Raw genomic sequence first — 23,382 nt, forward strand, 5'->3', positions numbered from 1 at the left:
ACGCAGCGGACCGGATGCCGGCGCGGGCCACCACCACGGGGCCGCGCGAGGCAGACCTGCGGGCCGCGCTGGCCGGCGTCATCGACCCGGAGCTGCGCCGGCCGATCACCGAGCTGGGCATGGTCGGGGATTTAACGGTCGACGACGGCGGCCGGGTACGCGCCGTCGTCCGGCTCACCATTGCCGGCTGCCCAATGCGGGATACGCTCAGCTCCGACACGGCACGGGCGCTTGGCGAGGTGGCCGGCGTCACCGGTGTTGACGTGGAGCTGATCGTGATGAGCACCGAGGAGCGGCAGGCCCTGAAGGAACGGCTCAAGGGCTCCGGCGGCAGCCGCGGCATCCCGTTCAACGCCCCCGACTCCCTGACGCGCATCTACGCAGTGGCCAGCGGTAAGGGCGGTGTCGGCAAATCCAGCGTCACCGTAAATCTGGCCTGTGCGATGGCTGCCAAAGGCCTGCGCGTGGGCATCGTGGACGCGGATGTTTACGGCTTTTCCGTCCCGGGCCTGATGGGATTGACGCAGCAAGGGATCACCCAGAGCCCCACCCGGGTGGATGAAATGATCCTGCCGCCGGTGGCCTACGGCGTGAAGGTCATCTCGATCGGCATGTTCGTCACCGGCAACCAACCGGTGGCCTGGCGCGGGCCAATGCTGCACCGGGCGCTGGAGCAGTTCCTTACCGATGTCTACTTCGGGGATTTGGACGTGCTGTTCCTGGATCTGCCGCCCGGAACCGGGGATGTGGCTATTTCGGTGGCGCAGCTGCTGCCCAAAGCGGAGATCCTGGTCGTCACCACGCCGCAGGCCGCCGCCGCTGACGTGGCCGAACGTGCGGGGGCCATCGCGCTGCAGACCGGGCAGAAGGTGGCGGGCGTGATCGAAAACATGTCCTTTTTGACCCTGCCGGATGGCAGTATCATGGACCTCTTCGGTTCCGGCGGCGGCAGGCTGCTGGCGGAGCGGCTCACCCGGACGGTGAATGCTCCGGTGCCGCTGCTGGGCCAGATCCCGCTGGACATTGCTCTGCGCGAAGGCGGGGACAACGGGGCCCCGGTAGTGCAGTGCGCGCCGGCATCGGCCGCCGCCGACGCGCTGCAGGAGATCGCCGATCAGCTGGCGTCGCGGCCGCGCGGCCTGTCCGGACTCAAACTCGGTATCACGCCGGGCTAGCAGGATTCAGGCTCCCCCGGGCCAGGCGGCGTCGTGCGCCGGGTCCGGCGAAACTACGTCGCTTCGAGGTCGAAGGGTGCCCGCTCTCCGGCGGTCAGCCGTTCGAACGTTTTCGCCGGCTCAGGGCCGCCAGCCGGGCCACCCCACATTGCGGTGTCGTGCGGTCCCGTGCCGTTTGGTGACGCGCCATTTGGTGACGCGCCGTTCGGCGATACGCCATCGGTGATCATGCCGGATGCTGCCCCGGCCGCGACCGGCGCGGAGGGGCTGACCGGCTTGGCCGGAGCTTCTTCGTCGTCCATCAAAGCGTCACGAATGATCCGGCGCGGATCGTACTGACGCGGGTCAAGCTTCTTCCAGTCGATCTCGTCCAGATCTACGCCGGCTTCGTCCTTGATGGTCTCCCGCGCCCCGGCCGCCATCCGACGGACCTCACGAATCAGGTTTTTGAGCTTCTCAACGTATTCGGGCAGCCGCTGAGGGCCGATCACCAACACTGCCACGATGGCAATGATGATCAACTCCGGAGTATTGATTCCAAACACCTTAGGAAGATTACCCTCTCCAGCTGAAAAGCAACGATTTAGCGCTGCCGCCCATTATGCCGGATTCTTGCGACCATATGGGGGACTCGGCGGCACCGGCCCACCACCACGACATCGGCCTGCCGACGCCGTCGGACCGCAGCCGGATGCCTCGGCTAGTGAATGCCGGCGATCCGCGGAAGCTTCAGCCGCGGCTTCGCTGCCTTCCGGCCGGCCGTCGCGGGCGCGTCACCGGCACGGCCGGGCGCTCGGTGGGCCAAGGACTCGCGGAGCATCGTGCGGCCGCGGTGGATCCGCGACCGCACCGTACCGAGCTTGATCCCGAGTGCTTCGGCGACCTCGTCATAGGAGAGGCCTTCGAGATCACACAGGACGACGGCGGCGCGGAAGTCCGGCGGGAGGGCCTCCAGTGCTGCCTGCACATCGATATCAAGGTTGTTGTACTCGAAGATCCGCTCCGGCCCCGGGTCTTTGCCCGGCAGCCGGGCATCGGCGTCGTCGGCCAGTGCGTCAAAACGAATGCGGCTCTTGCGGCGCGCCTGATCCAGGAACAGGTTAGTGGTGATCCGGTGCAGCCACCCGTCCATGGTACCGGGCTTGAAGTTTGCCAGCGACCGGAACACCCGCACGAATACCTCTTGGGTGAGGTCCTCCGCGTCATATCTGTTGCCGGTCAGGCGATAGGCGAGGCGGAAGACTTTTGCGGAATGGTTGGTGACGACGTCCTCCCAGGACGGCACCTCCCACTCGGTTTCCGTAGGCTGTTCCGCTGAACCGGAGCCGGCAGATGATCCGGACGGAGGCACCGGAAGAACCGGCCCATGCTTAGCAGCCGCCGCTGATGCACTCATGGCCGCTCCTTTCTGTCCTGGCCTTCCCGGAAACCCGGTTTGGCGTCGTGCGCTGCTCGTGCCGTCAGATCGGTCCAGCCGGGCAGATGGTCCGCCGGTAAAACGTCTCTGACACTAGGGGTTCGTTGCCACGGGAGGACCGGATGGTTTCACGCCGCCGTCGTCATTGCCGCCGTCGACCAGCCGTTCCGCAGACTAGTACGTCAGCGTCCGTTGCTGATATTCAGGAACTTTCATTATGTCAAATTAATGGCTCTCCTGACACATCCGTGGGTCATTTCCGTCCCGGGAGCACCGGTTTACGGCCACCCAGGCTGAGCATGGCCAGGCTGATCAGGGCCTCGGGGGACTTGAACCCGAACGCCACCCGGGTGATCAGCCTGATCTTCGTATTCATGGATTCAATCCGTCCGTTCGACAGCCCGTGTTCGATGGATGCCAGGATGCTGTCGCGGTGCTTGACGATGGCCTTTTGGAGTTTCACGAAGGAGGGGATCCTGGATCTCCTGGCCCAGGACACCCATCGGTCCAGGGCCACCACGGCTTCGGCATAAGGGAGCTTGAAGACCGTGCGCAGCCCTTCCTTCAAGTAGTAGGCCCGGCCCAGGACGGGGTCGGTCTGCACGATCCAGGACAGCTTCGCCTGCTGCTTTTCGGTGAGGTCCTCGGGGTTCTTCCAGAGTGCGTAGCGGCTGTTCTTCAGCTTGGTGGCCCGCTCACTGTCGGGCCTCTCCGGCGCGACCTTGGGTGGTCGTCCGCGGCCACGGGCCGGTTCGTTCTCCCGGGCCGCTTTCCGTGCCCGGTTCCAGGCGGTGCGCCGCTCTGCATCCAGGGCGTCGGTGGCCCACATGACGATGTGGAACGGGTCGGCCACGCGGACCGCTTGGGGGCAGCGCGCGGCCACGACGGTGGCGATCCACTCGGCCGCATCCGCGGATACATGCGTGATCTCGGTGCACCGTTCGTCCCCCAGAGCGTCGAAGAACTTGCCCAGGGTGGCCTTGTCCCGTCCCGGCGAGGCCCAGATGAGCCGGCCCGAATCATGGTCCACGACCACGGTGAGGTACTTGTGTCCGCGCTTGTAAGAGATCTCGTCAATGCCAATGCGTGTCAGGTTCGCGAACGGGTCGAAGGTCGCGGCGGTGTCCTTCCAAACCCGATCGATGATCGAGCCCACGGTGCGCCAGGCGATGCGCATCAACTGGGTGACAGCGCTCTTGGAAGTCTGGGTGGCCAGCCAGGCGATCTGCTGGTCAAAGATCCTGGTGTGGCCAGCCTGGTGCCGGGCCCACGGGACGGCGGCGACGGTGACCCCGTGCTCGGGGCAGCGCACCCGCGGTGATTCGGCGACCAGGTAGGTTTCGATGGTTCCCAGATCCAGGGTCCGCCATCTCCTGGGACCACCGCCGCGGTCGTATCGGCGGCACCGCCTGGAACAGATCCCGCACCGGTTGCGCATGGACTTCATGGGGCTCACCAAGGCGATGAAAACACCGGTGTCCTCCTCGAAATCCAGACCCCGGACAATCGTTTTTTCGACACCCAGCAGGGTGCACCATATGCTTGATTTCTGCACGCCGTTTTCCAACCTCGATTTTTGTACCTTTGACAGTCAAAAATCCTAGGTAGAAAGCGGCGTGTGGTCGTTAAGGCGCGCAGGTCACGCCCACGGATATGTCACAAGAGCCAAATTAATCTGGAAATAGACTGACAGCGCCTTGCGTTACGCGGGCGCAGCATATACCCGGCAGGCAGTAGGCTTGGAATCAAACCGTGCAACAGATGAGGAAAATTGAATTCATGAGTGCCGACAAGTCCACCAGCTGGTCCTACACGGAGGGCCTGCCTTCCGAGGACGATGTGTTGCTGCGCGCCCGTGAACGCTCCCATGAGCTGGGGATTATTCCCGTCAGCCCAGGCGTCGGCGCCGCACTGACGGTGCTGGCTGCCGTGTCGAAGGCGCAGACCGCGGTGGAGATCGGCACCGGAGCGGGAGTTTCGGGCGTCTGCCTGCTGCGCGGGCTCAGCCGTCAGTCCGTGCTGACCACCATCGACATCGACGTCGACCATCTCAAGGCCGCACGGGAGGCGTTCGTCGAATCCGGCTCTCCGGCCAACCGCACCCGAACCATCTCCGGACGCGCGGCGGATGTGCTCCCGCGTTTGACGGATTCCGCCTACGATCTGGTCTTCGTCGATGCCGACAAGCCCTCCTACCCGGGGTATGTGGAGCAGGCAATCAGACTGCTTAAGTCCGGCGGCCTCCTCATTGTCAATGATGCACTGGACAAGGACCGCGTCTCCGATCCGGCGATTCGGGATCACGGTACGGTGATTCTGCGCCAAGTGGGCAAGGCCGTGCGCGAGGATGACCGGCTCATGACTGCCATGCTGCCCACCGGCGACGGACTGCTGCTCGCCGTCAAGCGTTAGCGTCTGCGCTCTTCTCCTTGTCTGTATCCGGTGGTAGACCGGGTACATGAATACGAGAATGTCAGACCCTCAGGAAAACCCCTCTGAACAGCCACGTGCCGCGCGGCCCGGAGGGCAGCCGGGCGAACGGCAGCCGGGCGAAGGACAGCCGGGCGTGCCGTCCCCCACCGTCGCCCCCGCGGCCTTGGAACTGCGGCAACTGCCGGGCAGCGAACGGGAGGCAGTGGCCGGCGTAGCACCCGCGGCTGCGCGCCCGCTGCATCCGGCTTCCCAAGTGGACGCCACCGTGGTCCTGCGACGACGTGCGGAGCCAGGCGGCGAAGCGTTCAGCTCACCGCAGGATGCGCAGGCCATGGCCAGCGCATACGGTGCCGCGCCGGAGGATCTTGATCTGGTCACCTCAACCCTCAGTTCGCTCGGCGCGACAGTGCTTGAAAGCGACGCTCCGTCCCGGCGGGTCCGGGTATCCGGCACGGCAGAGGTCATGTCCCGCATCTTCGGCACGGAACTGAACCAGGTGGACGTCGCTGGTCCGGCCGGCCAGACCGAAAGCCACCGCCAGCGCACCGGCATGTTAAGTGTTCCGGTCAATCTGGACGGTGTGGTCACCGCCGTGCTCGGATTGGACGACAGGCCCCAGTCGCGCACGCTCTTCCGGGTCGCTCCATCCGCCGCGCAGGCCGTCTCCTATACACCGCTGGATCTGGGCCGCGTCTACAACTTTCCGAAGGACTTCGACGGCACGGGGCAGAGCATTGCCATCATCGAGCTTGGCGGCGGCTATGAGCAGGCCGACCTGGACACCTACTTCGCGACCTTGGGGATCCCCGGTCCATCGGTGCGCGCCGTCGGCGTGGACGGTGCCGTCAACCGTCCCGGCCAGGACCCGTCGGGCGCGGATGGGGAGGTCCTGTTGGATATTGAAGTGGCAGGAGCGTTAGCGCCCGGAGCACAGATTGTCGTGTATTTCGCACCGAACACGGACGCCGGTTTTCTGGATGCCGTCAGCATGGCAGCGCACGCCGTGCCCGCCCCGGCAGCTATCAGCATCAGCTGGGGCCAAAGCGAAGACGCCTGGACCGGACAGGCCAGAAACGCTCTGGATCAGGCACTGCAGGATGCGGCCCTGCTGGGCGTGACGGTCACGGCGGCGGCTGGCGACGACGGCAGCACGGACAGGGCAGCGGACAGCGCCGCCCACGTCGACTTCCCCGCTTCCAGCCCGCACGCGCTGGCCTGCGGCGGCACCCGGCTGGACGCCTCCCCGGGCACCGGTAAGGTCAACTCGGAAACGGTGTGGAACAACGGAGCCACTGGGGGAGCCACCGGCGGCGGAGTCAGCCGCAGTTTTGGTCTGCCCGACTGGCAGGGCAGCGTAGGGGTCCCGGCTCCGGCCGGGAAAGCGGGACGCGGAGTTCCGGATGTATCCGCCGTAGCGGATCCGCAAACCGGGTACCGCGTCCGGGTGGACGGCAAGGATATGGTGATCGGCGGGACCAGCGCCGTGTCACCCCTGTGGGCGGCGCTTATTGCCAGGCTGGCACAGGCTGCCGGGCACGGACTAGGCCTGGTGCAGCCTGCGCTCTACGGCAAGACCGGGCATGGAGCCGTTCCGGCCGGCTTCAGGGACATCGTCAGCGGCAACAACGGAGCCTTCGCGGCGGGGCCGGGCTGGGATGCCTGCACCGGTCTCGGCGTACCTGACGGTGCAGGGATTCTGGCTGTGCTGATTCCCGGAAAACGGACTCCCGGAAAGTGATCAGCAGCCCGCCGACCCGCCTGCCCTGGTTCCGCAGCCACTCTCCCGGAAAGTGATCAGCAGTCCGCCGACCCGCTCTTTGTTATGGCGGGTCGGCGGACCGCTGAGGTCCTGTCTCATTCCGGCAGGGTTCTATTCCGGTAGGTTCTATCCGTTAAGGCCATGCTCGGTACCGGTTTTCCGGCACCGTTATGCCAGCGTTTTATTCCGTGGCGCCGATCAGGCATTCTTTCAGGTTGACCGCCTCGGCAACCTTCAGCTCAACGACCAAGCGGCCGCCGCCCTCAAGCGGGACACGCATAATGAGGCTGCGGCCCTCTTTTGTAACTTCCATCGGACCATCGCCGGTTCTGGGTTTCATCGCCGCCATAAGGACTTCCCTTCACATTATGCGGGCGCTGGTCTCTTTGCAGATCCCCCGACCGCGAGGTAACGTCAGCCGCGCCGCCGTATGACGGGCCGTGCGGTTGGGGCAATCCGGTCTGCCCTTGTTCGTTCGCTCACACCATTATCCTGTAGAACAGGGTGCGGTGCTAATCGCAGCTCCCGGCGATGGACCATCCGGGGCGCGGATCTACGGCGGATAGTCTCCCCCGCCGGGCAGCTGCGCCCACGCCCATAGCCAGGTCACCCAGACAATCTGCAGCAGGATAAAAAGCGCCACCACCGTAACCCGATAGGCGCGGGAGCGGGACACGACGGCGGCGGCCAGGGCCAGCGGAAAGAGCGGGAGGAGCATACGGAAGGTGCTGGTCTGTGGCTGCAGGACAGCGATAATGTAGCCGAAATACGCCACGCACCACAGCTGCAGATCCGTGCCGATGGTCCGGACCGCCCGGGAATTGATAAACAGCGCAAAAAGCAGCACCAAGATGACGGGGGCGACCAGGCCCAGCACGGGGCCGAACAGCTGACGGCCGGTGTCGAACCACGGCGCAATCAGCACCAGAGAAGACCCGCGCCAGGCCGTTTCGGTGTCCGTATAGGCCTTCATCTCTCCGGTTGCAGCCCAGGCAATCAGTGGCCAGGCCACCGCGGAAAGTACGCTCACCAGCAGCAGCACCATGCCCCTGAGAAGCTCCGGACGCCTGACCGGCTCCGTTTTCCGGCGGAACAGGCGCAGGAGCAGGTGAACAAGGACGACGGCGGCGAAGGGCACGCCAGCCGGTCGCGAGAGACACATCAACAGGACCACAGGGACGGCCCAGAGGTAACGCTGCCGGACCAGCAGATACAGCGCGGACGCCAGCAGGAGAGTGCTGAGCGCTTCAGCATAGGGCACCTGCAGGACGGGGGAAATCGGGAACGTGACGAAGAAAACGACGCCCCACATCGCCGTCGCCACCGAAGCGAACCGACGGAAGAGCCGGTAGATCACCAACGCCGCGCCGAGCCCTGCGAGCAAGGAAACCGTGGGTGCCAGCACCAGCCATCCGAGCCCTGTCACCGCACTTAACCCGCGGACCAGAAGGGGGTACAGCGGGAAAAACGCCCACGGATTCTGCTGTGCTACCCCGGCAGCGTCACGCGGGATCGTCTGCGGATAGCCGTTGTCAAAGATGCCCTTGTACCAGGTGCTGTCCCAAATACCCACGAAGTGCAGGTAATCCGGGTGCGCCGGACCCCAGGGGCTGGCTCCCTGATGCAGTGAAACCGCTTCGAAGATGCAATAGGAGACGAACCGTGCAGCAAGATAGATCAACGTGATCTGCAGCCACCAGGGCCTGCGCCGTACGGCCGCACCGAGGCGCTGGGCCTGCTGCCACAGCGTGTCATTGATGGTCGGCACGGCGGACCTTTCCCGGGAGGCTGCGTCCGGTGGCTGCAATCCGTCGCCCACGGGCGGCGTCCCCGTACCGGGTGCCGTGACCGTCCGTCGAGCCGCCGCGGGTGCTGCCACGGGTACGGGTGTCCCGGCGGTACCTTGCGCAGTCATGGCTCGGGGCTGCGGGACCCGAGCACCGTTGGGGCTAGGCATTGCCGCGGACCCGGCAACCGTGCAGAAATGCTTCCAGACTGAGCCGCCGGAACAGGTCCCGCTCACCGCTGACCTGGCGCCCCCACTGCACATCGTGCTTGCGCTCATATGCGGCCTTCGGGCTCATGCCGGCCCAGCCGCAACAGGCCTTTCCATCCGCCCGGACAGTCAGGACGCTCACAGCGCTGATTCCCCGCGGGGCAGCGATTCCAGCTCGGTTATGCGGGCGTCTTTGGCCGCGAGCTGGTCCCTCAGCCGGTCCAGCACCTCGTCCACCTGATCCATCCGGTAGCCACGCAATCCAAGGGAAAACCGCAGTCTGTCCACATCTTCGGGCTGCGGGATTTCCGGCAGCAGCACCGGGGGCAGATTGGCCACCGGCGCGGTAAATCCATCGTCGGCGGCGGCAGAAGTGCCGGCGGAGGCCTTGTTCAGCCCGACGACGTACGACGCTACGGCTCCGGCCACGGCAATGGCCAGGAAGATCAGGAAATATGTCACTGACCCATGGTGCCAGATCCGGATGGTAGTTTGCTGAGGAAGGCCACCGCGAAGCAGCCCCTTCCCCGCAAATCCGGTAATTCCCAGCGAAGCCGCTTACTGCCGGCCCGTCACGCCGCCGGCCAGAATCATAGCCACTGCTTCGTCCGCGGAATCCGCCAACTGGACGATCTTCAGGTCCTTCGGCGACACCAAACCGTCCGCCACCAGGGTGCTGCTAATCCATTCCATCATCGGTCCCCAGAACTGCCTGCCGATCAGGACAATCGGGAAAGAGGTGACCTTTTGCGTCTGTACCAGCACCATTGCCTCAAAGAGTTCATCGAGGGTCCCCAGGCCGCCGGGAAGCACAATGAACCCTTGGGCGTATTTGACGAACATGGTCTTGCGGGCAAAGAAGTACCGGAAGTTGATGCCCAAATCCACCCACTCGTTCATGCCCTGCTCAAACGGAAGCTCGATCCCCAGTCCCACGGAGAGACCACCGGCCTCGCAGGCGCCCCTGTTGGCGGCTTCCATGGACCCCGGGCCGCCACCAGTGATGACGCCAATCTTCGCTTCCGCCAGCCGCCGGCCCACATCCACGCCCATTTGATAATGAACAGTGCCGGGCTTTGTGCGTGCCGATCCGAAAACGCTGACGGCTGGCCCCACATTCGCCAGCGCGCCGAACCCTTCAACGAATTCGCTCTGGATCCGCATGACGCGCCAGGGATCGGTGTGCGTAAAGTCGCCCCCGTTGCGCGAGTCCAGCAGTCGGGCATCCGACGTCGAGCCCTGCGCCTGGTCCCGGCGGAGCTCAATAGGGCCCTTGCGGCGCGGGGACCTGCGGCGGTTCGATTCCGTTGGTGCACTCATTCCCTAAGGTTATGCCACGATCTGCGCCGTTCCGTGCAGCGATTTTCATTGTTTCTATAGCGTCACGATCTTCGCCCTTACACCCATTTGTTGTTGCTCAGCCCGTAACATTCGGTAGATTCTCCTTATGACCAATGAAGCTCTTGCGCCTGCGCTCGTGGAACTGACCGCGGTTAACAAGCACTACGGTGCGTTGCATGTCCTGCAGGACATCAATCTGGAGGTTAAACGCGGAGAAGTGGTTGTGGTCATCGGGCCCTCGGGGTCCGGGAAGTCAACCCTCTGCAGGGCCATTAATCGGCTGGAGACGATCGACGACGGCGAAATCCGTATCGATGGCAAGAAACTTCCCGCTGAAGGAAAGGAACTTGCCCGCCTGCGCGCCGACGTCGGCATGGTGTTCCAGTCCTTTAACCTTTTCGCGCACAAAACCATTCTGGAAAATGTGACGCTGGGCCCGATCAAGGTCAAGGGCACATCCAAGGCCGAGGCTGAATCACAGGCCATGGCCCTGCTCGAACGGGTCGGCGTCGGTCATCAGGCGCAGAAATTGCCGGCGCAGCTTTCCGGCGGCCAGCAGCAGCGCGTTGCCATCGCGCGGGCCCTGGCCATGAAGCCCAAGGTCATGCTCTTTGACGAACCGACCTCGGCGCTGGATCCGGAAATGATCAATGAGGTCCTCGACGTTATGATCGGTCTGGCCAAGGAGGGCATGACGATGATCGTCGTCACGCACGAGATGGGCTTTGCCCGGAAAGCCGCCGACAGGGTTGTCTTTATGGCCGACGGTCAGATCGTCGAAGACAGCCAGCCTGAGGACTTCTTCACCCATCCCAAGAGCGCCCGTGCCAAGGACTTCCTGTCTAAAATCCTGACGCACTGACCGACTGGACCGATCCGGCCGCCGCAGGCGCCGGACCGATCCAGTCCAAGTGAACTCGCATCGGGCCGCTGGAGTGGCCCGCCTATGAAAGGAACACCATGAAGGCATTTATTGCCAAGAAGCGGCTGGGGGCCGCAGCCGTCATTGCGGCGGCAGCACTGGCGCTGACGGCGTGCGGCGGATCCGGCGGCGGCGGCGCTGCCCCGGGAGCCGACGCGAGCGCGGGGCCCTCTTACACCGTCGCCAAGGACGTTGCCCTGACGGGAAGCCCCACGTTTGACAAGATCAAGTCCAGCGGAACGGTCCGGGTCGGTGTCAAACAGGATCAGCCTGGTCTCGGATTCAAGGATGCTGCGACCGGTGAATACACCGGTTTCGACATCGAAATCGCTAAGTGGGTCGCCGCCTCGCTGGGCGTCGCCCAGGACAAAATCGAGTTCAAGCCGATCCCGTCGGCCAGCCGTGAATCCGCTATCACGAACGGCGACATCGACTACTACGTCGGCACCTACTCCATCACGGACAAGCGCAAGCAGCTGATCGATTTCGCCGGCCCGTACTTCGTCACCGGCCAGGGCCTGCTGGTGAAGAAGGACAACACGACCATCAAGAGCGAGAAGGACCTGGCCGGCAAGAACGTCTGCTCGGCCACGGGTTCAACGCCGATCCAGAACATCAAGACCAACTTTCCTGACACCAAGACCACTGAGTTTGACACCTACTCCAAGTGCATCGAGGCGCTCCGGGGCGGCCAGGTCGATGCTGTCACGACGGACCAGGCAATTCTGATCGGCTACGCAGCCCAGGAGCCGGATGCCTTCAAGGTTGTCGGTGAGCCCTTCACCACCGAAAAGTACGGCGTCGGCCTGCCCAAGGGTGACACCGCGCTGCGGACGTTCATCAACAAGGTGTTCACCGACGGCGGGGACACCTGGAAGAAGATCTATGACAGCACGCTCGGTAAGTCCGGGACCCAGGTGGACCAGCCCAAGGTCGACCAGTACTGAATCGCTGATTGACCAACCGGTGGTCCCGGCAGCATGCAGCGGCCGGGACCACCGGTTCCACCGGCACCGGACGGAATTGAAGAAGACAGGGCATTGTGAACACACTTACCGACAACCTCGAGCTGTTCACGACGGGGTTTAAGAACACCGGGATCCTTTTCATCGTCTCGGCTGTTTTTGCCTTAATTCTGGGCACCATTGTTGCGGCGATGCGGGTCTCCCCCGTTCCCGCCATGCGGGCGGCCGGAACACTGTACGTTAATACCGTCCGGAACATGCCGCTGACAGTTATCCTGGCGTTCTTCGCTCTGGGCTACCCCAAGCTTGGGTTGGTGCCGGTCAATTTCATCACCGCCGCTGCCATTGGACTGTCCCTCTATACGGCCACGTACGTGGCCGAGGCGATCCGTTCCGGCATTAACACCGTCCCCGTCGGCCAGGCGGAGGCTGCGCGGGCCATTGGCCTGCCATTTATGCAGTCCCTGACTCTGGTGATCCTGCCGCAAGCTTTCCGGTCCGTTATTCCGCCGCTGTTCAGTGTTTTCATCGCATTGTTGAAGAACACGACTGTTGCGGCGGGCTTTTCGGTCTTGGAGGCCGGTGCCATCCGCGCGAACCTCAGTGAGCGCGGCTACCCTGCGCTCACCGGTCTGCTCTGGGTGGCCCTCATTTTTGTCATCCTGGTCATCGGCGTCCTGTCCCCGTTGCAGCGCTATTTCGAGAACAAGTGGAGGGTTGCACGATGACCTCGATTCTTTTTGACGCCCCCGGTCCCCGGGCACGATCCCGCAACGTGGTCCTGAGCGTCATCACCGTGCTGGTGGTGCTGGCCATTATCGGCTTCATCATCTTGCGTTTCACCGAAAGCGGCCAGTTCACTGCCGCCAAGTGGAAGATTTTCACCTTCCCGCTGGTCCAAAAGACCATCCTGTCCAGTATCGGCGTCACGCTGAGAGCCTTCGCAGCCGCCGCCGTCGGCAGCTTGCTGTTCGGCATCCTGCTCGCCTTCGGCCGCCTCTCCGACCACCGCTGGATCAGCCTGCCGTGTTACTGGGTGACCGAACTGCTCCGCGCCATTCCGGTCCTGATCATGATGATGATCCTGTACTACGGACTCCCGCCGTTGGGCGTGCACGGAATCACTCCCTTCACCGCCGTCGTCGTCGCCCTTATCGCCTACAACGGCTCCGTGCTCGCGGAGGTTTTCCGCGCCGGAATCGAGTCGCTGCCCAAGGGCCAAAAGGAGGCCGGATTCGCCATTGGGCTGTCCAAGGGCAAGGTGCAGCGGCTGATCCTGCTGCCGCAGGCGGTGCGCGCGATGCTGCCCGTGATCATCGCCCAATTGGTGGTCATCCTCAAGGACACCGCGCTGGGCTTCATCATTACCTTCAATGAAATCCTGTTCCAGGCCAATTATTTCGGCACGCAGGCCCAGTACGGCTCTCCAGTGCTGCCGGCACTGATGGTCGCCGGTGCTACTTATATCGTGTTGTGCCTACTACTGTCCGGAATCGCGAAGTGGCTGGAATGGCGACTGCGCCGCGGACCGAAGGCCATCAAGATCCAGCCGAAGGTCATGGCGGACGCCTAGGATGCCTCAGCGGAGTACTACACTCTAGCCGAGCCAGCGGCCGAGGGCACGCAGGCAGGCGCGGATGTCTTCCGCTGCCACATGTTCATCGTCGCTGTGCGCCAGCAGGGCATCCCCGGGCCCGAAGTTGACGGCAGGAATTCCCAGCTCACCGAGCCTGGCCACGTCCGTCCAGCCATACTTGGGTTTGGGCTCAGCGCCGACTGCGGCCACGAAGCTGGCTGCGGCCGGATGGTTCAGCCCCGGTCGGGCGCCCGCGGCTGCGTCGGTGCGGACGACGTCGAAGCCGTCCAGCAGCGCACGGACCACTGCCTCGGCCTGATCAGGTGTCTTATCCGGGGCAAAGCGATAATTGATCTCCACCACGCACTCGTCCGGGATGACGTTCCCGGCTGTGCCACCCTTGACCCGGACGGCGTTGAGGCCCTCCCTGTACTCCAGTCCGTCCACGGTGACCGTCTGCGGTTGATAGTCCCGCAACCGGGCCAGAATGTCGGCGGCCGCGTGGATCGCATTCTCCCCCATCCACGACCGGGCCGAGTGCGCCGCTTTCCCCCGCGTGGTGGCTTCAACACGCATGGTGCCATTACAGCCGCCCTCCACGGTGCCGTTGGTCGGCTCGAGCAGGATGCCGAAATCGGCCTGCAGCCAGTCCGCTTGGTCCCTGGCCAGCCGGCCGAGCCCGCTCTTGGATGCCTCCACCTCTTCGTGGTCGTAAAAAATGAAGGTGACATTCTTGGTCGGTTCCGTCACGGTGGCGGCGAGTGCCAGCTGGACGGCGACCCCGCCCTTCATGTCGGTCGCGCCGCGGCCGTACAGCACCGCGTTTTCGTGCGGGGCGCCGTCCCAGCGGGCCGGGACGGTGCCGCGGGAGCCGGGCACGGTCGGCAGCGGAACGGTGTCCAGATGGCCGGCAAGAATAACCCGTTCAGCCCGTCCCAGCCTGGTCCGCGCCATGATCGCGTCTCCGTTACGCAGCACCTCCAGGTGCGGCAGGGTGCGCAGGGCAGCTTCCACGGCGTCGGCCAATGGGCCCTCGTCACCGGAAACGCTCTGGATGTCGATCAGGTCGGCCGTTAACCGGGCAACATCCTGGTGCAGGTCCAATGCATGAGTCATCGCTCCAGCCTAGCGGGGCGATGCGTTTACTACTGGCCCGGGAGGCCGTAGCTTTGCAGCATGCCGGTTCCGACGCACCGGGAGAATTCATGATTTCGTCTGTCAGCTTCGTCACCATCAACGTTGCCGATCAGCCGCGGGCCGAGTCCTTCTACACGGAAGTGCTGGGGTGGACGCTGCACACGGACCAGCCGATGGGGGAAGCGGATGGACCCAGGTGGATTGAAGTCGCCGCCCGGTGCACAGACCCGCATCGTCCTGTTTCGGGACGATGCGCACAAGCCGTCCTTCGGTCCATGCGTCTTCACCTGTGAGGATATTGAGCAAACCCACCGGGAGATGGTGGAAAAGGGCGTGGAGTTCACCCAGGCTCCCAAGGTCGAGGCCTGGGGCGCGTGGTGGGCGCAGTTTAAGGACTCGGAGGGCAATGAGTTTGGTCTGAGCCAGGCCAGCGGTATTTTGAGCCCGGCCGGCAGCGGCACAGTCCGGCCGGGGTGTGCCGGCGCAGCGGAGGACCTCCGGGCGGCCCGCGGCAGCGGATCGCGAGGCGAGTCAGCCGATCACCTTCCCGGCAGTAGGCGGGGGCTGGTTTTCGGCAACGGCCGCGCCGCCCGGTAAACTGGGCCTATGACTGAGACTGCCGCCGTAAGGCCCACAGCCCCCGCCGATCATGGCCGCACCGCCCACGGATTCGGGCTGGCAACAGTGACCGACGGCGGGACAGTTCTGGATGTCTGGTACCCGGCGCCTGCCTTGGGTTCCGCCGTCGGTTCTCTCGGTGACGCCCCGGAAGCCGATCCCCAACTGACCGCCCTGGCCGAACTCGGGAACGATCCCGACCGCGGTGTGGGCCAGAAGGTGGTATTTGCGCAGATCGACCTGGATCAGGCCCCCGCGGACACGGCAGACGCCTACCTGCGCCTGCACCTGCTCTCTCACCGGCTGGCGGCGCCGAACAGCATGAATCTGGACGGGATTTTCGGCAAACTGCCCAACGTCGTGTGGACCAGCTTTGGCCCGGCGGCGCCGGAGAACTTCGAGCTGACCCGCGCCCGACTCCGCCGCCGCGGGCCCGTGACCGTCTTTGGCGTGGACAAGTTTCCGCGGATGGTGGACTACGTTGTCCCGTCCGGCGTGCGCGTGGCAGACGCAGACCGGGTGCGCCTGGGGGCCCATCTGGCCGAGGGAACCACGGTAATGCACGAGGGTTTTGTGAATTTCAACGCCGGCACGTTGGGCGAATCCATGGTGGAAGGACGCATTTCGGCCGGTGTGGTGGTCGGTAACGGCACCGACGTTGGCGGCGGCGCGTCCATCATGGGGACGCTCTCCGGCGGCGGCAAGGAAAAAATCACGCTCGGCGAGCGCGTCCTGCTCGGGGCCAACTCCGGCGTGGGCATCAGCATCGGTGACGATTCCGTCGTAGAGGCCGGCCTCTACGTCACGGCCGGCACGCGCGTGCGCCTGGTGGGGCCGAGGGACGCCGGCGGCGAAGACACCACCCGCATCGTCAAGGCCAGTGAACTCTCCGGCGTGCCCAACCTGCTGTTCCGCCGTAACTCCGGCACCGGTGAGGTCGAGGTTCTGCCGCGTCAAGGCCAGAGCGTGGAGCTCAATGCTGCCCTGCACGCCAATTAGTCCAGCCGCGGCGGTCCCGGAGTCCTGACATGAGAGCGCAACGGAGCCTTCGGGCAGCCCTGATCTGGCTGCTTTCGATCGGGGTCGCCATAGTTCTGGTGGTCGCGGCCGGCCTCGGGGCGGTGAGTTTCTTCAGGCCGGGTGCACGTGCGCTTTCCGTCGGCTGTACGGCCAGCACCGGCGCGGGCTCCTATTCGCTGGCTCCCGACCAGACGGGGAATGCGTCCCTGATCACGGCCATCTCCGTCCGGCGCGGCCTTCCGGCGCGGGCGGCCTCGATCGGGCTGGCGGTGGCCCTGCAGGAATCCAAGCTGCGCAATATTACCCATGGTGATCTGGATTCGTTGGGCCTGTTCCAGCAGCGCCCGTCCCAGGGCTGGGGCACCGCCGAGGAGATCCTCGACCCGGTCTACGCCACGAATGCCTTTTTCAACGTCCTGATCACGGTGAACGGCTACGAAACGCTGCCCATCACCCAGGCGGCCCAGCAGGTGCAGCGTTCGGCGTATCCGGAGGCCTACGCACAGCGCGAGCCGCAGGGCAAGGCCTTCGCGTCGGCGTTGTCCGGCCTCTCCCCCGCCGCGCTCAATTGCACGCTGAATCCGGCCACGGGGAAGGGAGACCAGGTGTCCGTACTTGACGAGCTGGATCGTGCCTATGGCGCGGTGCCTGCGTCCGGCGGTGCCGGCAGCGTCACGATCAGCGCCGCGGGTACGGTCGGCTGGGGTTATGCCCAGTGGGCGGTGGCCAACGCCGACTCGCTCAATATCACCGAGGTCGCGTTCGACGGCAGGACGTGGATCAGGACGGAGAACGACGGCGGCGTCAACAAGGGCTGGCAGGTTTCCAACGCCGCGGCGGACCAGGTCCGCATTACGCTCAACGCGCCAACGCCGTGATCTCCGACAGGTGCCGGTTGCACCGCGTCGCACGCCGGCGCAATCGCGGCGCCGGTTGCGGCACCCGCTGGTCAGACCAGCAGCTCCACGACCGGCTGAACATAGCTGCGGAAATTCAGCTGGTCATCCAGCAGCCGCGAACTCATCAGCAGCCGGTCCGGCTCCAGAAACCAGGCCCTGGGCTCGGCGAGCGGCAGCTCCACGATCGTGAGCGTGAAGTCCCTGGCATTGCGCCCCAGCTCCATCTCCCGGTCCTGCACCAGCTCCGCCAGTACCGACGTCGCGCCCAGCGTCTCGCGTCCGGCCGCCAGCAGCGTGTACTCGCTCTGCCGCTCCCGGGCCCAGCTCAGCGCGGCACCGAAGTGGGCCTGCAGCAGGCGCTGCAGGGCCGGGACGTCGCTGAAGGCAGGGAAATCCGGCGCCGCGAGCTCGGGATACATCTTGGGGTAATGCCGCAACAGCAGGGTCCACCACTGCTCCCATTCCTGCCGGAGGGTTGCGGTCCCGCCGAATTCAGCCACGAGCCGGTGCGGATCGGTGGAATGAGCGGGAGGCTCGGCGGCGCACAGCGACGGCTCGCCCGCCCCTGCCAGGGATGCCAAATCCCTTAGATAAAGCGCAATCATCATCGGCCCTGAGGTGTCCATCGTTATTCGCCAGCCGGGACCGCCAGTGTGATGCATTGCGTTACCTTTCTGCGCGCGCTAACGCCGGTTCGTTGCGGTAACCGTCGTCTGCAGTTCCAGAATACTCCGCTCAGGCTCCGCGGAGTGAGGACAGATGGGCGCCGAGCACATTCCGGCTGAGCTCCTCCGTGGTCCATCGCGGCTGGAGCAGCATATGCAGGCACAGCCCATCGATCAGGGCAAGCAGCCGTTCGGCCTCCACCACCGGCTCCAGCGCGGTCCGCGTGGCCGGCGAGGCCAACAGCACCATGATGATCCGCCCTACCAGGCCTGCGGTCCCCCGGTAGCTGCTGTCGGCTTCGGCCGCAAGAACGACGTCGGTGCGGGCGGCCGTGACAAAGGAGAGCCAGACGCTCGATTCGAGTTCCCGCTGCGCGTCCAAAGGCAGCAGCTCCAGCAACACCTCGGCGCAGGCGTCGCTGAGTCTGTCGCCCGGAGCCCCGCGGGTACCGCTGGCCGACTCCAGTGCCGCGACCCTGTCTTCAAGCCGCCCGCGGATCCGTGCAGACACCGTGCGGAACGCAAAGATCATCAGCTCCGCCTGCCCGTCAAAGTAGTGCCGGACAGACCCCACCGCCAGCCCGGCTTCGGCTGCGACGGCGCGCAGCGAGGCCGCCTCCAGACCCGATTCGGCAACCACCTGGAAGAGTGCCTGCACCACATCTTCGCGGCGGATCAGCGGATCGATAACTTTGGGCATCCTCTTTTTTAGCACGCTCGGTCCAAATCATGTGGCACGACTGGTCCACCGAGGTCCCGTGGCGGATCCATGGGGCGGACCGGAGGCGGTGCGGGGGCAGGTCCCGGTCCCCATCCCCGTCCCGGTAGGGTTGGAACCATGAAAGTTTTGGTTACCGGCGGAACCGGTTACATAGGCTCACACACCGTCCTGTCCCTCCTGGAGGCCGGCCATGACGTACTCGTTGTAGACAATCTGGCTAACTCCAGCCGGGAGTCACTGAGCCGGGTGCAGGAGATCTCCGGCAGGACAGCAGTTTTTCACGCCGTCGATCTGCTGGATGAGCCGGCGCTGCGGGAGGTCTTTGCGCGGAACAGCGGGACGGAGGGCTCGCACAGCCGGATCGACGCCGTCATCCACTTTGCCGGGTTGAAGGCCGTCGGGGAGTCGGTCAGCCAGCCGCTGCGGTATTACCACAACAACGTCAGCGGCACCATCAATCTGCTTCGCGTCATGGATGACTACGGCGTGCGCACCCTGGTCTTCAGCTCCTCGGCCACTGTCTACGGTGAGAGCAACCCAGTGCCGTACATCGAAAAAATGGAGATCGGGGCGAATAACCCCTACGGCCGCACCAAGGAGCAGGTAGAGGATATCCTCAGTGACGTTGGCGCCGCCGACAGCCGCTGGCACATCGCGTTGCTGCGCTACTTCAACCCGGTGGGCGCGCACGAATCCGGCCGGATCGGCGAGGACCCGCTGGGCATTCCGAACAATCTGGTGCCGTTCATTGCCCAGGTGGCCGTCGGCCGGCGCGAAAAGCTGATGATCTTCGGCGGTGACTACGATACTCCGGACGGGACCTGCCTGCGCGACTACATCCACGTCATGGACCTATCCGAAGGCCATGTCGCCGCCGTCAATCATGTGGCACAAAAGGCCGGCGTGTTCCGTTGGAACCTCGGCTCCGGCATCGGCTCCTCCGTCTTTGACGTCCTACACTCCTTTGAGCGGGCAGTGGGCCACGAACTTGCACACGAAATAACCGGGCGGCGAGCCGGGGACCTTCCAGCGTTCTGGGCCGATCCGTCGGCCGCCCTGGCGGATCTGGGCTGGTCCACCAGCAAGACCCTGGACCAAATGTGCCAGGACCATTGGCGCTGGCAGAAGAACAATCCACAAGGCTACACCACTGCCTGACCTCCGGCTGTGCCGCAGCTGCCCGACTATGCGCCGATCCGAATGAGCGCTGAATCGAGCAGTTGCACCACAATAGATTTAAGAGTACGACGGCGGCCGGGGACCTTCGCTGGGAAAGTCTCCGACCGCCGTCGCCGGCCCTACGCTCTTAGCGCGACGGGTACATGCGCTCCGCTTCGCCCGTGTAGAGCTGTCGCGGACGGCCGATTTTGGTCTGCGGATCCTTCATCATTTCGCGCCACTGCGCAATCCAGCCAGGCAGGCGGCCGATCGCGAAGAGCACGGTGAACATCTTCTCCGGGAAGCCCATGGCCTTGTAGATCAGGCCGGTGTAGAAGTCCACGTTCGGGTAGAGCTTACGCGAGATGAAGTAGTCGTCGGTCAGTGCCACTTCTTCCAGGCGCATCGCGATGTCCAGCAGCTCGTCATTGCCGCCCAGCTTGGCGAGGATCTCGTGGGCCGTTTCCTTGACGATCTTGGCGCGCGGATCGTAATTCTTGTAGACCCGGTGTCCGAAGCCCATCAGCTTCACTCCGGCTTCCTTGTTCTTTACGCGCTCCACGAACTTCTCCACCGGCTCACCGCTGGCCTGGATCTGGCGAAGCATGTTCAACACGGCTTCATTTGCCCCGCCATGCAGCGGCCCGAACAGCGCATTGATGCCGGCGGAAACGGAGGCGAACATGTTGGCGTTGGAGCTGCCGACCAGACGAACCGTCGAGGTGGAGCAGTTCTGTTCGTGGTCCGCGTGCAGGATGAGCAAAAGGTCCAGGGCCTTGACCACCGTGGGGTCCAAGGTATAAGGCTCGGCGGGCAGGCCGAAGCTCAGGCGCAGGAAGTTTTCCACCAGGTTCATGGAATTGTCCGGGTAGAGCATCGGCTGACCGAGCGACTTCTTCAGCGCGTACGAGGCGATCACGGGCATCTTGGCCAGCAAACGGTAGGTGGACAGTTCGACTTGCTCGTCGTCGAAGGGATCCAGCGAGTCCTGGTAGAACGTGGAGAGCGCCGAGACCGCGGAGGAGAGCACGGGCATCGGGTGCGCATCGCGCGGGAAGCCGCCGAAAAAGCCCTTGAGATCCTCGTGCAGCAGGGTGTGGCGGCGGATGCGCTGGTCGAAGGAAGCGTACTCCGCCGGCGTCGGCAGGTTCCCGTAAATCAGGAGGTAGGAAACCTCCAGGAAGTTCGAGTGCGCCGCCAGCTCCTCGATCGGGTAGCCGCGGTACCGCAGAATGCCCTTGTCACCGTCAATGTAGGTAATGGCCGAGGTGGTGGCCGCGGTATTCATGAAACCGGGGTCGTAGGTGACAGCACCCGTGGCCGTCAGCAGCTTGGAAACGTCGTACCCGTCATTGCCCTCTGCGGCAGCAATCCGCGGCAGTGCGAGCTCTCCGCCGTCGTAGCGCAGGGATGCGCCCGTCGAATCAGTCATGGAGTCCCCTTCATGAGGTAGCCCAGCCTCTTCGCAGAGGCCCTATTGAGAAAATCATGCATTTGCGTCAGTGCGCCGGGTCAGTCAGTTAAGAAACTACCTCGCAGCAGGCCATCAGGACTAATCCTGCAGCACAAAATGCACACTAAAAGGCACCAAATGAGACGACCGTCACGCTGCGTTGCGGCTAGGCGCGCAGCCGGGCTGCTGCGGCATCAATACGTTCGTCCGTTCCGGTCAGCGCTACGCGGACGAATCCATTCCCCGCTTCACCGTAGAAAACACCCGGGCCCGCCACGATACCCCGCTTGGCCAGCCGGGAGATGGTGTGCCAGGTGTCTTCTCCCGCGGTGCACCACAGGTACAGTCCTGCCTCGGAGTGATGGATGGTAAGCCCGAACGCCTCCAACGCCGGCAGCAGGCGTTCGCGCCGGCTGCGGTACAGGTCCTTTTGTGCACGGACATGGTCATCCTCGCCCAGGGCCACGCGCATGGCTTCCTGCACGGGATACGGCACGATCATGCCTGCATGTTTACGGCTGTTGACCAGATTCGCCATAATGGCCGCGTCTCCGGCCACGAAAGCCGCACGGTAGCCGGCAACGTTGGACTGTTTACTCAGTGAGTAGACGGCCAGCAGGTTGGCCGTGGAATCTCCGCAGACCCTCGGGTCCAAGACACTCGGGACGGGCTCTCCGCCGCGCTCCGGGTCCCATTTCCCCCAGCCCAACTCGGCATAGCACTCATCGGAGGCAACGACCGCGCCCAGCTGCCTGGCCTGCTCAACCAGGATCTTCAGCTCCTCCGCGGTGCGGACGATCCCGGTAGGGTTGGCCGGGGAATTGATCCACACGAGCCGCACCCGGGCCCGGGTATCCGCGTCCAGCTCGTCCAGCGAGTCAGCGGCAACAGCCGTGGCACCGGCCATCAGCGCGCCGATATCGTAGGTGGGGTAGGCGACAGCGGGACGGACGACGACGTCCCCGGCCCCAAGTCCCAGCAGCAAAGGCAGCCACGCCACCAGTTCCTTGGAACCGACGGTGGGCATAACGTCGGCCGGGTCCAGCCCGGGGACGCCGCGGCGTCGGTCAAACCAGTCCACGATCGCCTGCCGCAGCGCGGACGTGCCATGCGTAGTGGGATAGCCCGGCGCATCGGCCGCACCGGACAACGCTTGCCGGATCACGGCAGGGGTGGGATCAACGGGTGTGCCGATGGAGAGATTGACGGCCCCTCCGGAGTGCATGGATGCCGTCCGGGCATAGGGGGCCATGGCGTCCCACGGATACTCGGGCAGGGCGAGGCCAAAGGCCGCTCGTCCGGTACCCGGGCCGGCGTCGACGGCAGCAGCCGTGCCCGTATCCGTGGCAGCAGCCGTGCCCGTATCCGTGGCAGCGGCCACCCCCGCAGCGTCTGTGGCGGGTTCCGTGGCTGGTCGAGTCGTCAAACGATCGTCAGCCCTGGTTCTGCGGTGGAAGCACAGAAATAATGGGGTGGTCGCGGTGCGTGTTGCCGATTTTAGCGGCTCCGCCCGGCGAACCGAGCTCGTCGAAGAACTCGACGTTGGCCTTGTAATATTCGGCCCATTCGTCCGGGGTGTCGTCCTCGTAGTAAATGGCTTCGACTGGGCAGACCGGTTCGCATGCGCCGCAGTCCACGCACTCGTCGGGATGGATGTAGAGCGAACGCTCACCCTCATAGATGCAGTCGACGGGGCATTCCTCGATACATGCCTTGTCCTTGACATCCACGCACGGCTGCGCGATTACATACGTCACGTCCCGACCTTCCTGGAGAAATTGTGCCCCGGGAAATGTGCACCCGGGAATGGTGTGGGTTGTCTTCATTATCCCCCACCGCAGGCCAGCTGCCGGCCATTCAAGACCTAGTATGAACTCGTGGACACCGCCGTGAACAGACTCAAGCTCCTACCCCTGGGCACCCGCGTAGTTGTACGCTACCGGATCGACGGCGGCCTGACCGATGCCCTGGGCCTGCTCAGCGCGCTGGATCCGATGCAGTGCGTCGTGCAGACCAGATCAGGGGACGTGGTGATTGCGTTGGAGGACGTGCAGGCCGCGAAACCGGTTCCGCCGGCACCCGAACGCCGGCCCGCCGCCCGATAAAAGCCGCCGCCGCCCGATATGG

27 protein-coding genes are annotated in these 23,382 nt (G+C 64.5%); 13 read left to right on the plus strand and 14 right to left on the minus strand.

Going from position 1 to position 23,382, the window contains the following annotated elements; genetic code table 11:
* Positions 1 to 14 precede the first annotated feature (14 nt).
* The gene (locus ACLLJI_RS15230) at positions 15 to 1,175 is read left to right on the plus strand and encodes an Mrp/NBP35 family ATP-binding protein (protein ID WP_434621570.1); all 1,161 of its coding nucleotides are present in this window, start codon (positions 15 to 17) and stop codon (positions 1,173 to 1,175) included.
* Between the two features lie 53 nt (positions 1,176 to 1,228).
* Here ACLLJI_RS15230 and ACLLJI_RS15235 read toward each other — a convergent pair whose 3' ends face one another.
* The 3 genes from ACLLJI_RS15235 to ACLLJI_RS15245 all read right to left on the minus strand — a co-directional run bounded on the left by ACLLJI_RS15235 (position 1,229) and on the right by ACLLJI_RS15245 (position 4,147).
* Entirely contained in the window at positions 1,229 to 1,720 is a 492-nt protein-coding gene (locus ACLLJI_RS15235) for a twin-arginine translocase TatA/TatE family subunit (protein WP_434613894.1), read from the minus strand.
* A gap of 155 nt (positions 1,721 to 1,875) precedes the next feature.
* Positions 1,876 to 2,571, minus strand: a complete 696-nt coding sequence (gene sigE, locus ACLLJI_RS15240; RefSeq protein WP_434613897.1) for an RNA polymerase sigma factor SigE — start codon at positions 2,569 to 2,571, stop codon at positions 1,876 to 1,878.
* Between the two features lie 274 nt (positions 2,572 to 2,845).
* On the minus strand, positions 2,846 to 4,147 hold the full coding sequence (locus ACLLJI_RS15245) for an ISL3 family transposase (protein ID WP_434613694.1): 1,302 nt from the start codon (positions 4,145 to 4,147) through the stop codon (positions 2,846 to 2,848).
* 224 nt (positions 4,148 to 4,371) lie between these two features.
* On the opposite strand from ACLLJI_RS15245, the gene ACLLJI_RS15250 reads away from it, so the two are divergent.
* Both ACLLJI_RS15250 and ACLLJI_RS15255 read left to right on the plus strand, forming a co-directional pair.
* A complete protein-coding gene (locus ACLLJI_RS15250; protein ID WP_434613900.1) occupies positions 4,372 to 5,004 on the plus strand; it encodes an O-methyltransferase in 633 nt (210 codons plus the stop codon).
* A gap of 154 nt (positions 5,005 to 5,158) precedes the next feature.
* A complete protein-coding gene (locus ACLLJI_RS15255; RefSeq protein WP_434613903.1) occupies positions 5,159 to 6,763 on the plus strand; it encodes a S53 family peptidase in 1,605 nt (534 codons plus the stop codon).
* 202 nt (positions 6,764 to 6,965) lie between these two features.
* Here the strand turns inward: ACLLJI_RS15255 and ACLLJI_RS15260 are convergent, their stop codons facing one another.
* From ACLLJI_RS15260 to ACLLJI_RS15280, 5 genes are all read right to left on the minus strand, one after another.
* Positions 6,966 to 7,133, minus strand: coding sequence for a DUF3117 domain-containing protein (locus ACLLJI_RS15260; RefSeq protein WP_267544157.1), 168 nt, complete (start codon positions 7,131 to 7,133; stop codon positions 6,966 to 6,968).
* A gap of 204 nt (positions 7,134 to 7,337) precedes the next feature.
* Positions 7,338 to 8,699 (minus strand): hypothetical protein, encoded by a 1,362-nt coding sequence (locus ACLLJI_RS15265; protein ID WP_434613907.1) that lies wholly within the window; start codon positions 8,697 to 8,699, stop codon positions 7,338 to 7,340.
* Between the two features lie 34 nt (positions 8,700 to 8,733).
* Positions 8,734 to 8,922, minus strand: coding sequence for a hypothetical protein (locus ACLLJI_RS15270; RefSeq protein WP_434613910.1), 189 nt, complete (start codon positions 8,920 to 8,922; stop codon positions 8,734 to 8,736).
* Positions 8,919 to 9,242: a DivIVA domain-containing protein gene (locus ACLLJI_RS15275; RefSeq protein WP_434613913.1), complete on the minus strand. Its 324-nt coding sequence runs from the start codon at positions 9,240 to 9,242 to the stop codon at positions 8,919 to 8,921. The genes ACLLJI_RS15270 and ACLLJI_RS15275 overlap by 4 nt, the downstream gene beginning before the upstream one ends.
* A gap of 96 nt (positions 9,243 to 9,338) precedes the next feature.
* Positions 9,339 to 10,100, minus strand: a complete 762-nt coding sequence (locus ACLLJI_RS15280) for a TIGR00730 family Rossman fold protein (protein ID WP_434613916.1) — start codon at positions 10,098 to 10,100, stop codon at positions 9,339 to 9,341.
* Between the two features lie 127 nt (positions 10,101 to 10,227).
* Between ACLLJI_RS15280 and ACLLJI_RS15285 the strand changes: the two genes are divergently transcribed.
* From ACLLJI_RS15285 to ACLLJI_RS15300, 4 genes are all read left to right on the plus strand, one after another.
* Positions 10,228 to 10,983 (plus strand): amino acid ABC transporter ATP-binding protein, encoded by a 756-nt coding sequence (locus ACLLJI_RS15285; RefSeq protein WP_283559486.1) that lies wholly within the window; start codon positions 10,228 to 10,230, stop codon positions 10,981 to 10,983.
* A 98-nt stretch (positions 10,984 to 11,081) separates the two neighbouring features.
* Positions 11,082 to 11,990 carry a glutamate ABC transporter substrate-binding protein gene (locus tag ACLLJI_RS15290; RefSeq protein WP_283559487.1) on the plus strand — a complete coding sequence of 303 codons (909 nt, stop codon included), beginning with the start codon at positions 11,082 to 11,084 and terminating at the stop codon, positions 11,988 to 11,990.
* A 95-nt stretch (positions 11,991 to 12,085) separates the two neighbouring features.
* Positions 12,086 to 12,736, plus strand: coding sequence for an amino acid ABC transporter permease (locus tag ACLLJI_RS15295; RefSeq protein WP_283559488.1), 651 nt, complete (start codon positions 12,086 to 12,088; stop codon positions 12,734 to 12,736).
* Positions 12,733 to 13,581: an amino acid ABC transporter permease gene (locus tag ACLLJI_RS15300; RefSeq protein WP_434613921.1), complete on the plus strand. Its 849-nt coding sequence runs from the start codon at positions 12,733 to 12,735 to the stop codon at positions 13,579 to 13,581. Before ACLLJI_RS15295 ends, ACLLJI_RS15300 begins: the two co-directional genes overlap by 4 nt.
* Before the next feature lie 24 nt (positions 13,582 to 13,605).
* Here the strand turns inward: ACLLJI_RS15300 and dapE are convergent, their stop codons facing one another.
* Positions 13,606 to 14,700 carry a succinyl-diaminopimelate desuccinylase gene (dapE, locus tag ACLLJI_RS15305; protein WP_434613924.1) on the minus strand — a complete coding sequence of 365 codons (1,095 nt, stop codon included), beginning with the start codon at positions 14,698 to 14,700 and terminating at the stop codon, positions 13,606 to 13,608.
* Between the two features lie 89 nt (positions 14,701 to 14,789).
* Here dapE and ACLLJI_RS15310 point away from each other — a divergent pair, with 89 nt between their 5' ends.
* From ACLLJI_RS15310 to ACLLJI_RS15325, 4 genes are read left to right on the plus strand one after another with little or no spacing between them, the layout of a single operon-like run.
* The gene (locus tag ACLLJI_RS15310; protein ID WP_434613927.1) at positions 14,790 to 15,014 is read left to right on the plus strand and encodes a VOC family protein; all 225 of its coding nucleotides are present in this window, start codon (positions 14,790 to 14,792) and stop codon (positions 15,012 to 15,014) included.
* Positions 14,923 to 15,318, plus strand: coding sequence for a VOC family protein (locus ACLLJI_RS15315; RefSeq protein ID WP_434613930.1), 396 nt, complete (start codon positions 14,923 to 14,925; stop codon positions 15,316 to 15,318). The genes ACLLJI_RS15310 and ACLLJI_RS15315 overlap by 92 nt, the downstream gene beginning before the upstream one ends.
* A 9-nt stretch (positions 15,319 to 15,327) precedes the next feature.
* Complete coding sequence (gene dapD / locus ACLLJI_RS15320; protein WP_434613933.1) at positions 15,328 to 16,338, plus strand: 2,3,4,5-tetrahydropyridine-2,6-dicarboxylate N-succinyltransferase; 1,011 nt, start codon at positions 15,328 to 15,330, stop codon at positions 16,336 to 16,338.
* A 29-nt stretch (positions 16,339 to 16,367) separates the two neighbouring features.
* A complete protein-coding gene (locus tag ACLLJI_RS15325) occupies positions 16,368 to 17,237 on the plus strand; it encodes a hypothetical protein (protein ID WP_434613936.1) in 870 nt (289 codons plus the stop codon).
* Positions 17,238 to 17,308: 71 nt separating this feature from the next.
* On the opposite strand, the gene ACLLJI_RS15330 is transcribed toward ACLLJI_RS15325, so the two are convergent.
* Positions 17,309 to 17,920 carry a hypothetical protein gene (locus ACLLJI_RS15330; protein ID WP_283559493.1) on the minus strand — a complete coding sequence of 204 codons (612 nt, stop codon included), beginning with the start codon at positions 17,918 to 17,920 and terminating at the stop codon, positions 17,309 to 17,311.
* Positions 17,921 to 17,993: 73 nt separating this feature from the next.
* On the minus strand, positions 17,994 to 18,623 hold the full coding sequence (locus ACLLJI_RS15335) for a TetR/AcrR family transcriptional regulator (RefSeq protein ID WP_434613939.1): 630 nt from the start codon (positions 18,621 to 18,623) through the stop codon (positions 17,994 to 17,996).
* A gap of 138 nt (positions 18,624 to 18,761) precedes the next feature.
* Between ACLLJI_RS15335 and galE the strand changes: the two genes are divergently transcribed.
* Entirely contained in the window at positions 18,762 to 19,802 is a 1,041-nt protein-coding gene (galE, locus tag ACLLJI_RS15340) for a UDP-glucose 4-epimerase GalE (protein ID WP_434613942.1), read from the plus strand.
* Between the two features lie 148 nt (positions 19,803 to 19,950).
* Here galE and ACLLJI_RS15345 read toward each other — a convergent pair whose 3' ends face one another.
* From ACLLJI_RS15345 to fdxA, 3 genes are all read right to left on the minus strand, one after another.
* Positions 19,951 to 21,234, minus strand: coding sequence for a citrate synthase (locus tag ACLLJI_RS15345; RefSeq protein WP_434613945.1), 1,284 nt, complete (start codon positions 21,232 to 21,234; stop codon positions 19,951 to 19,953).
* A gap of 187 nt (positions 21,235 to 21,421) precedes the next feature.
* Entirely contained in the window at positions 21,422 to 22,531 is a 1,110-nt protein-coding gene (dapC, locus tag ACLLJI_RS15350; protein ID WP_434621573.1) for a succinyldiaminopimelate transaminase, read from the minus strand.
* 157 nt (positions 22,532 to 22,688) lie between these two features.
* The gene (fdxA, locus tag ACLLJI_RS15355) at positions 22,689 to 23,012 is read right to left on the minus strand and encodes a ferredoxin (RefSeq protein WP_283559497.1); all 324 of its coding nucleotides are present in this window, start codon (positions 23,010 to 23,012) and stop codon (positions 22,689 to 22,691) included.
* Between the two features lie 132 nt (positions 23,013 to 23,144).
* Between fdxA and ACLLJI_RS15360 the strand changes: the two genes are divergently transcribed.
* On the plus strand, positions 23,145 to 23,360 hold the full coding sequence (locus tag ACLLJI_RS15360; RefSeq protein WP_434613949.1) for a putative acetyltransferase: 216 nt from the start codon (positions 23,145 to 23,147) through the stop codon (positions 23,358 to 23,360).
* Positions 23,361 to 23,382 lie beyond the last annotated feature (22 nt).

It is taken from the genome of Arthrobacter sp. A5 (assembly GCF_051131705.1).
Lineage (GTDB): Bacteria > Actinomycetota > Actinomycetes > Actinomycetales > Micrococcaceae > Arthrobacter_M.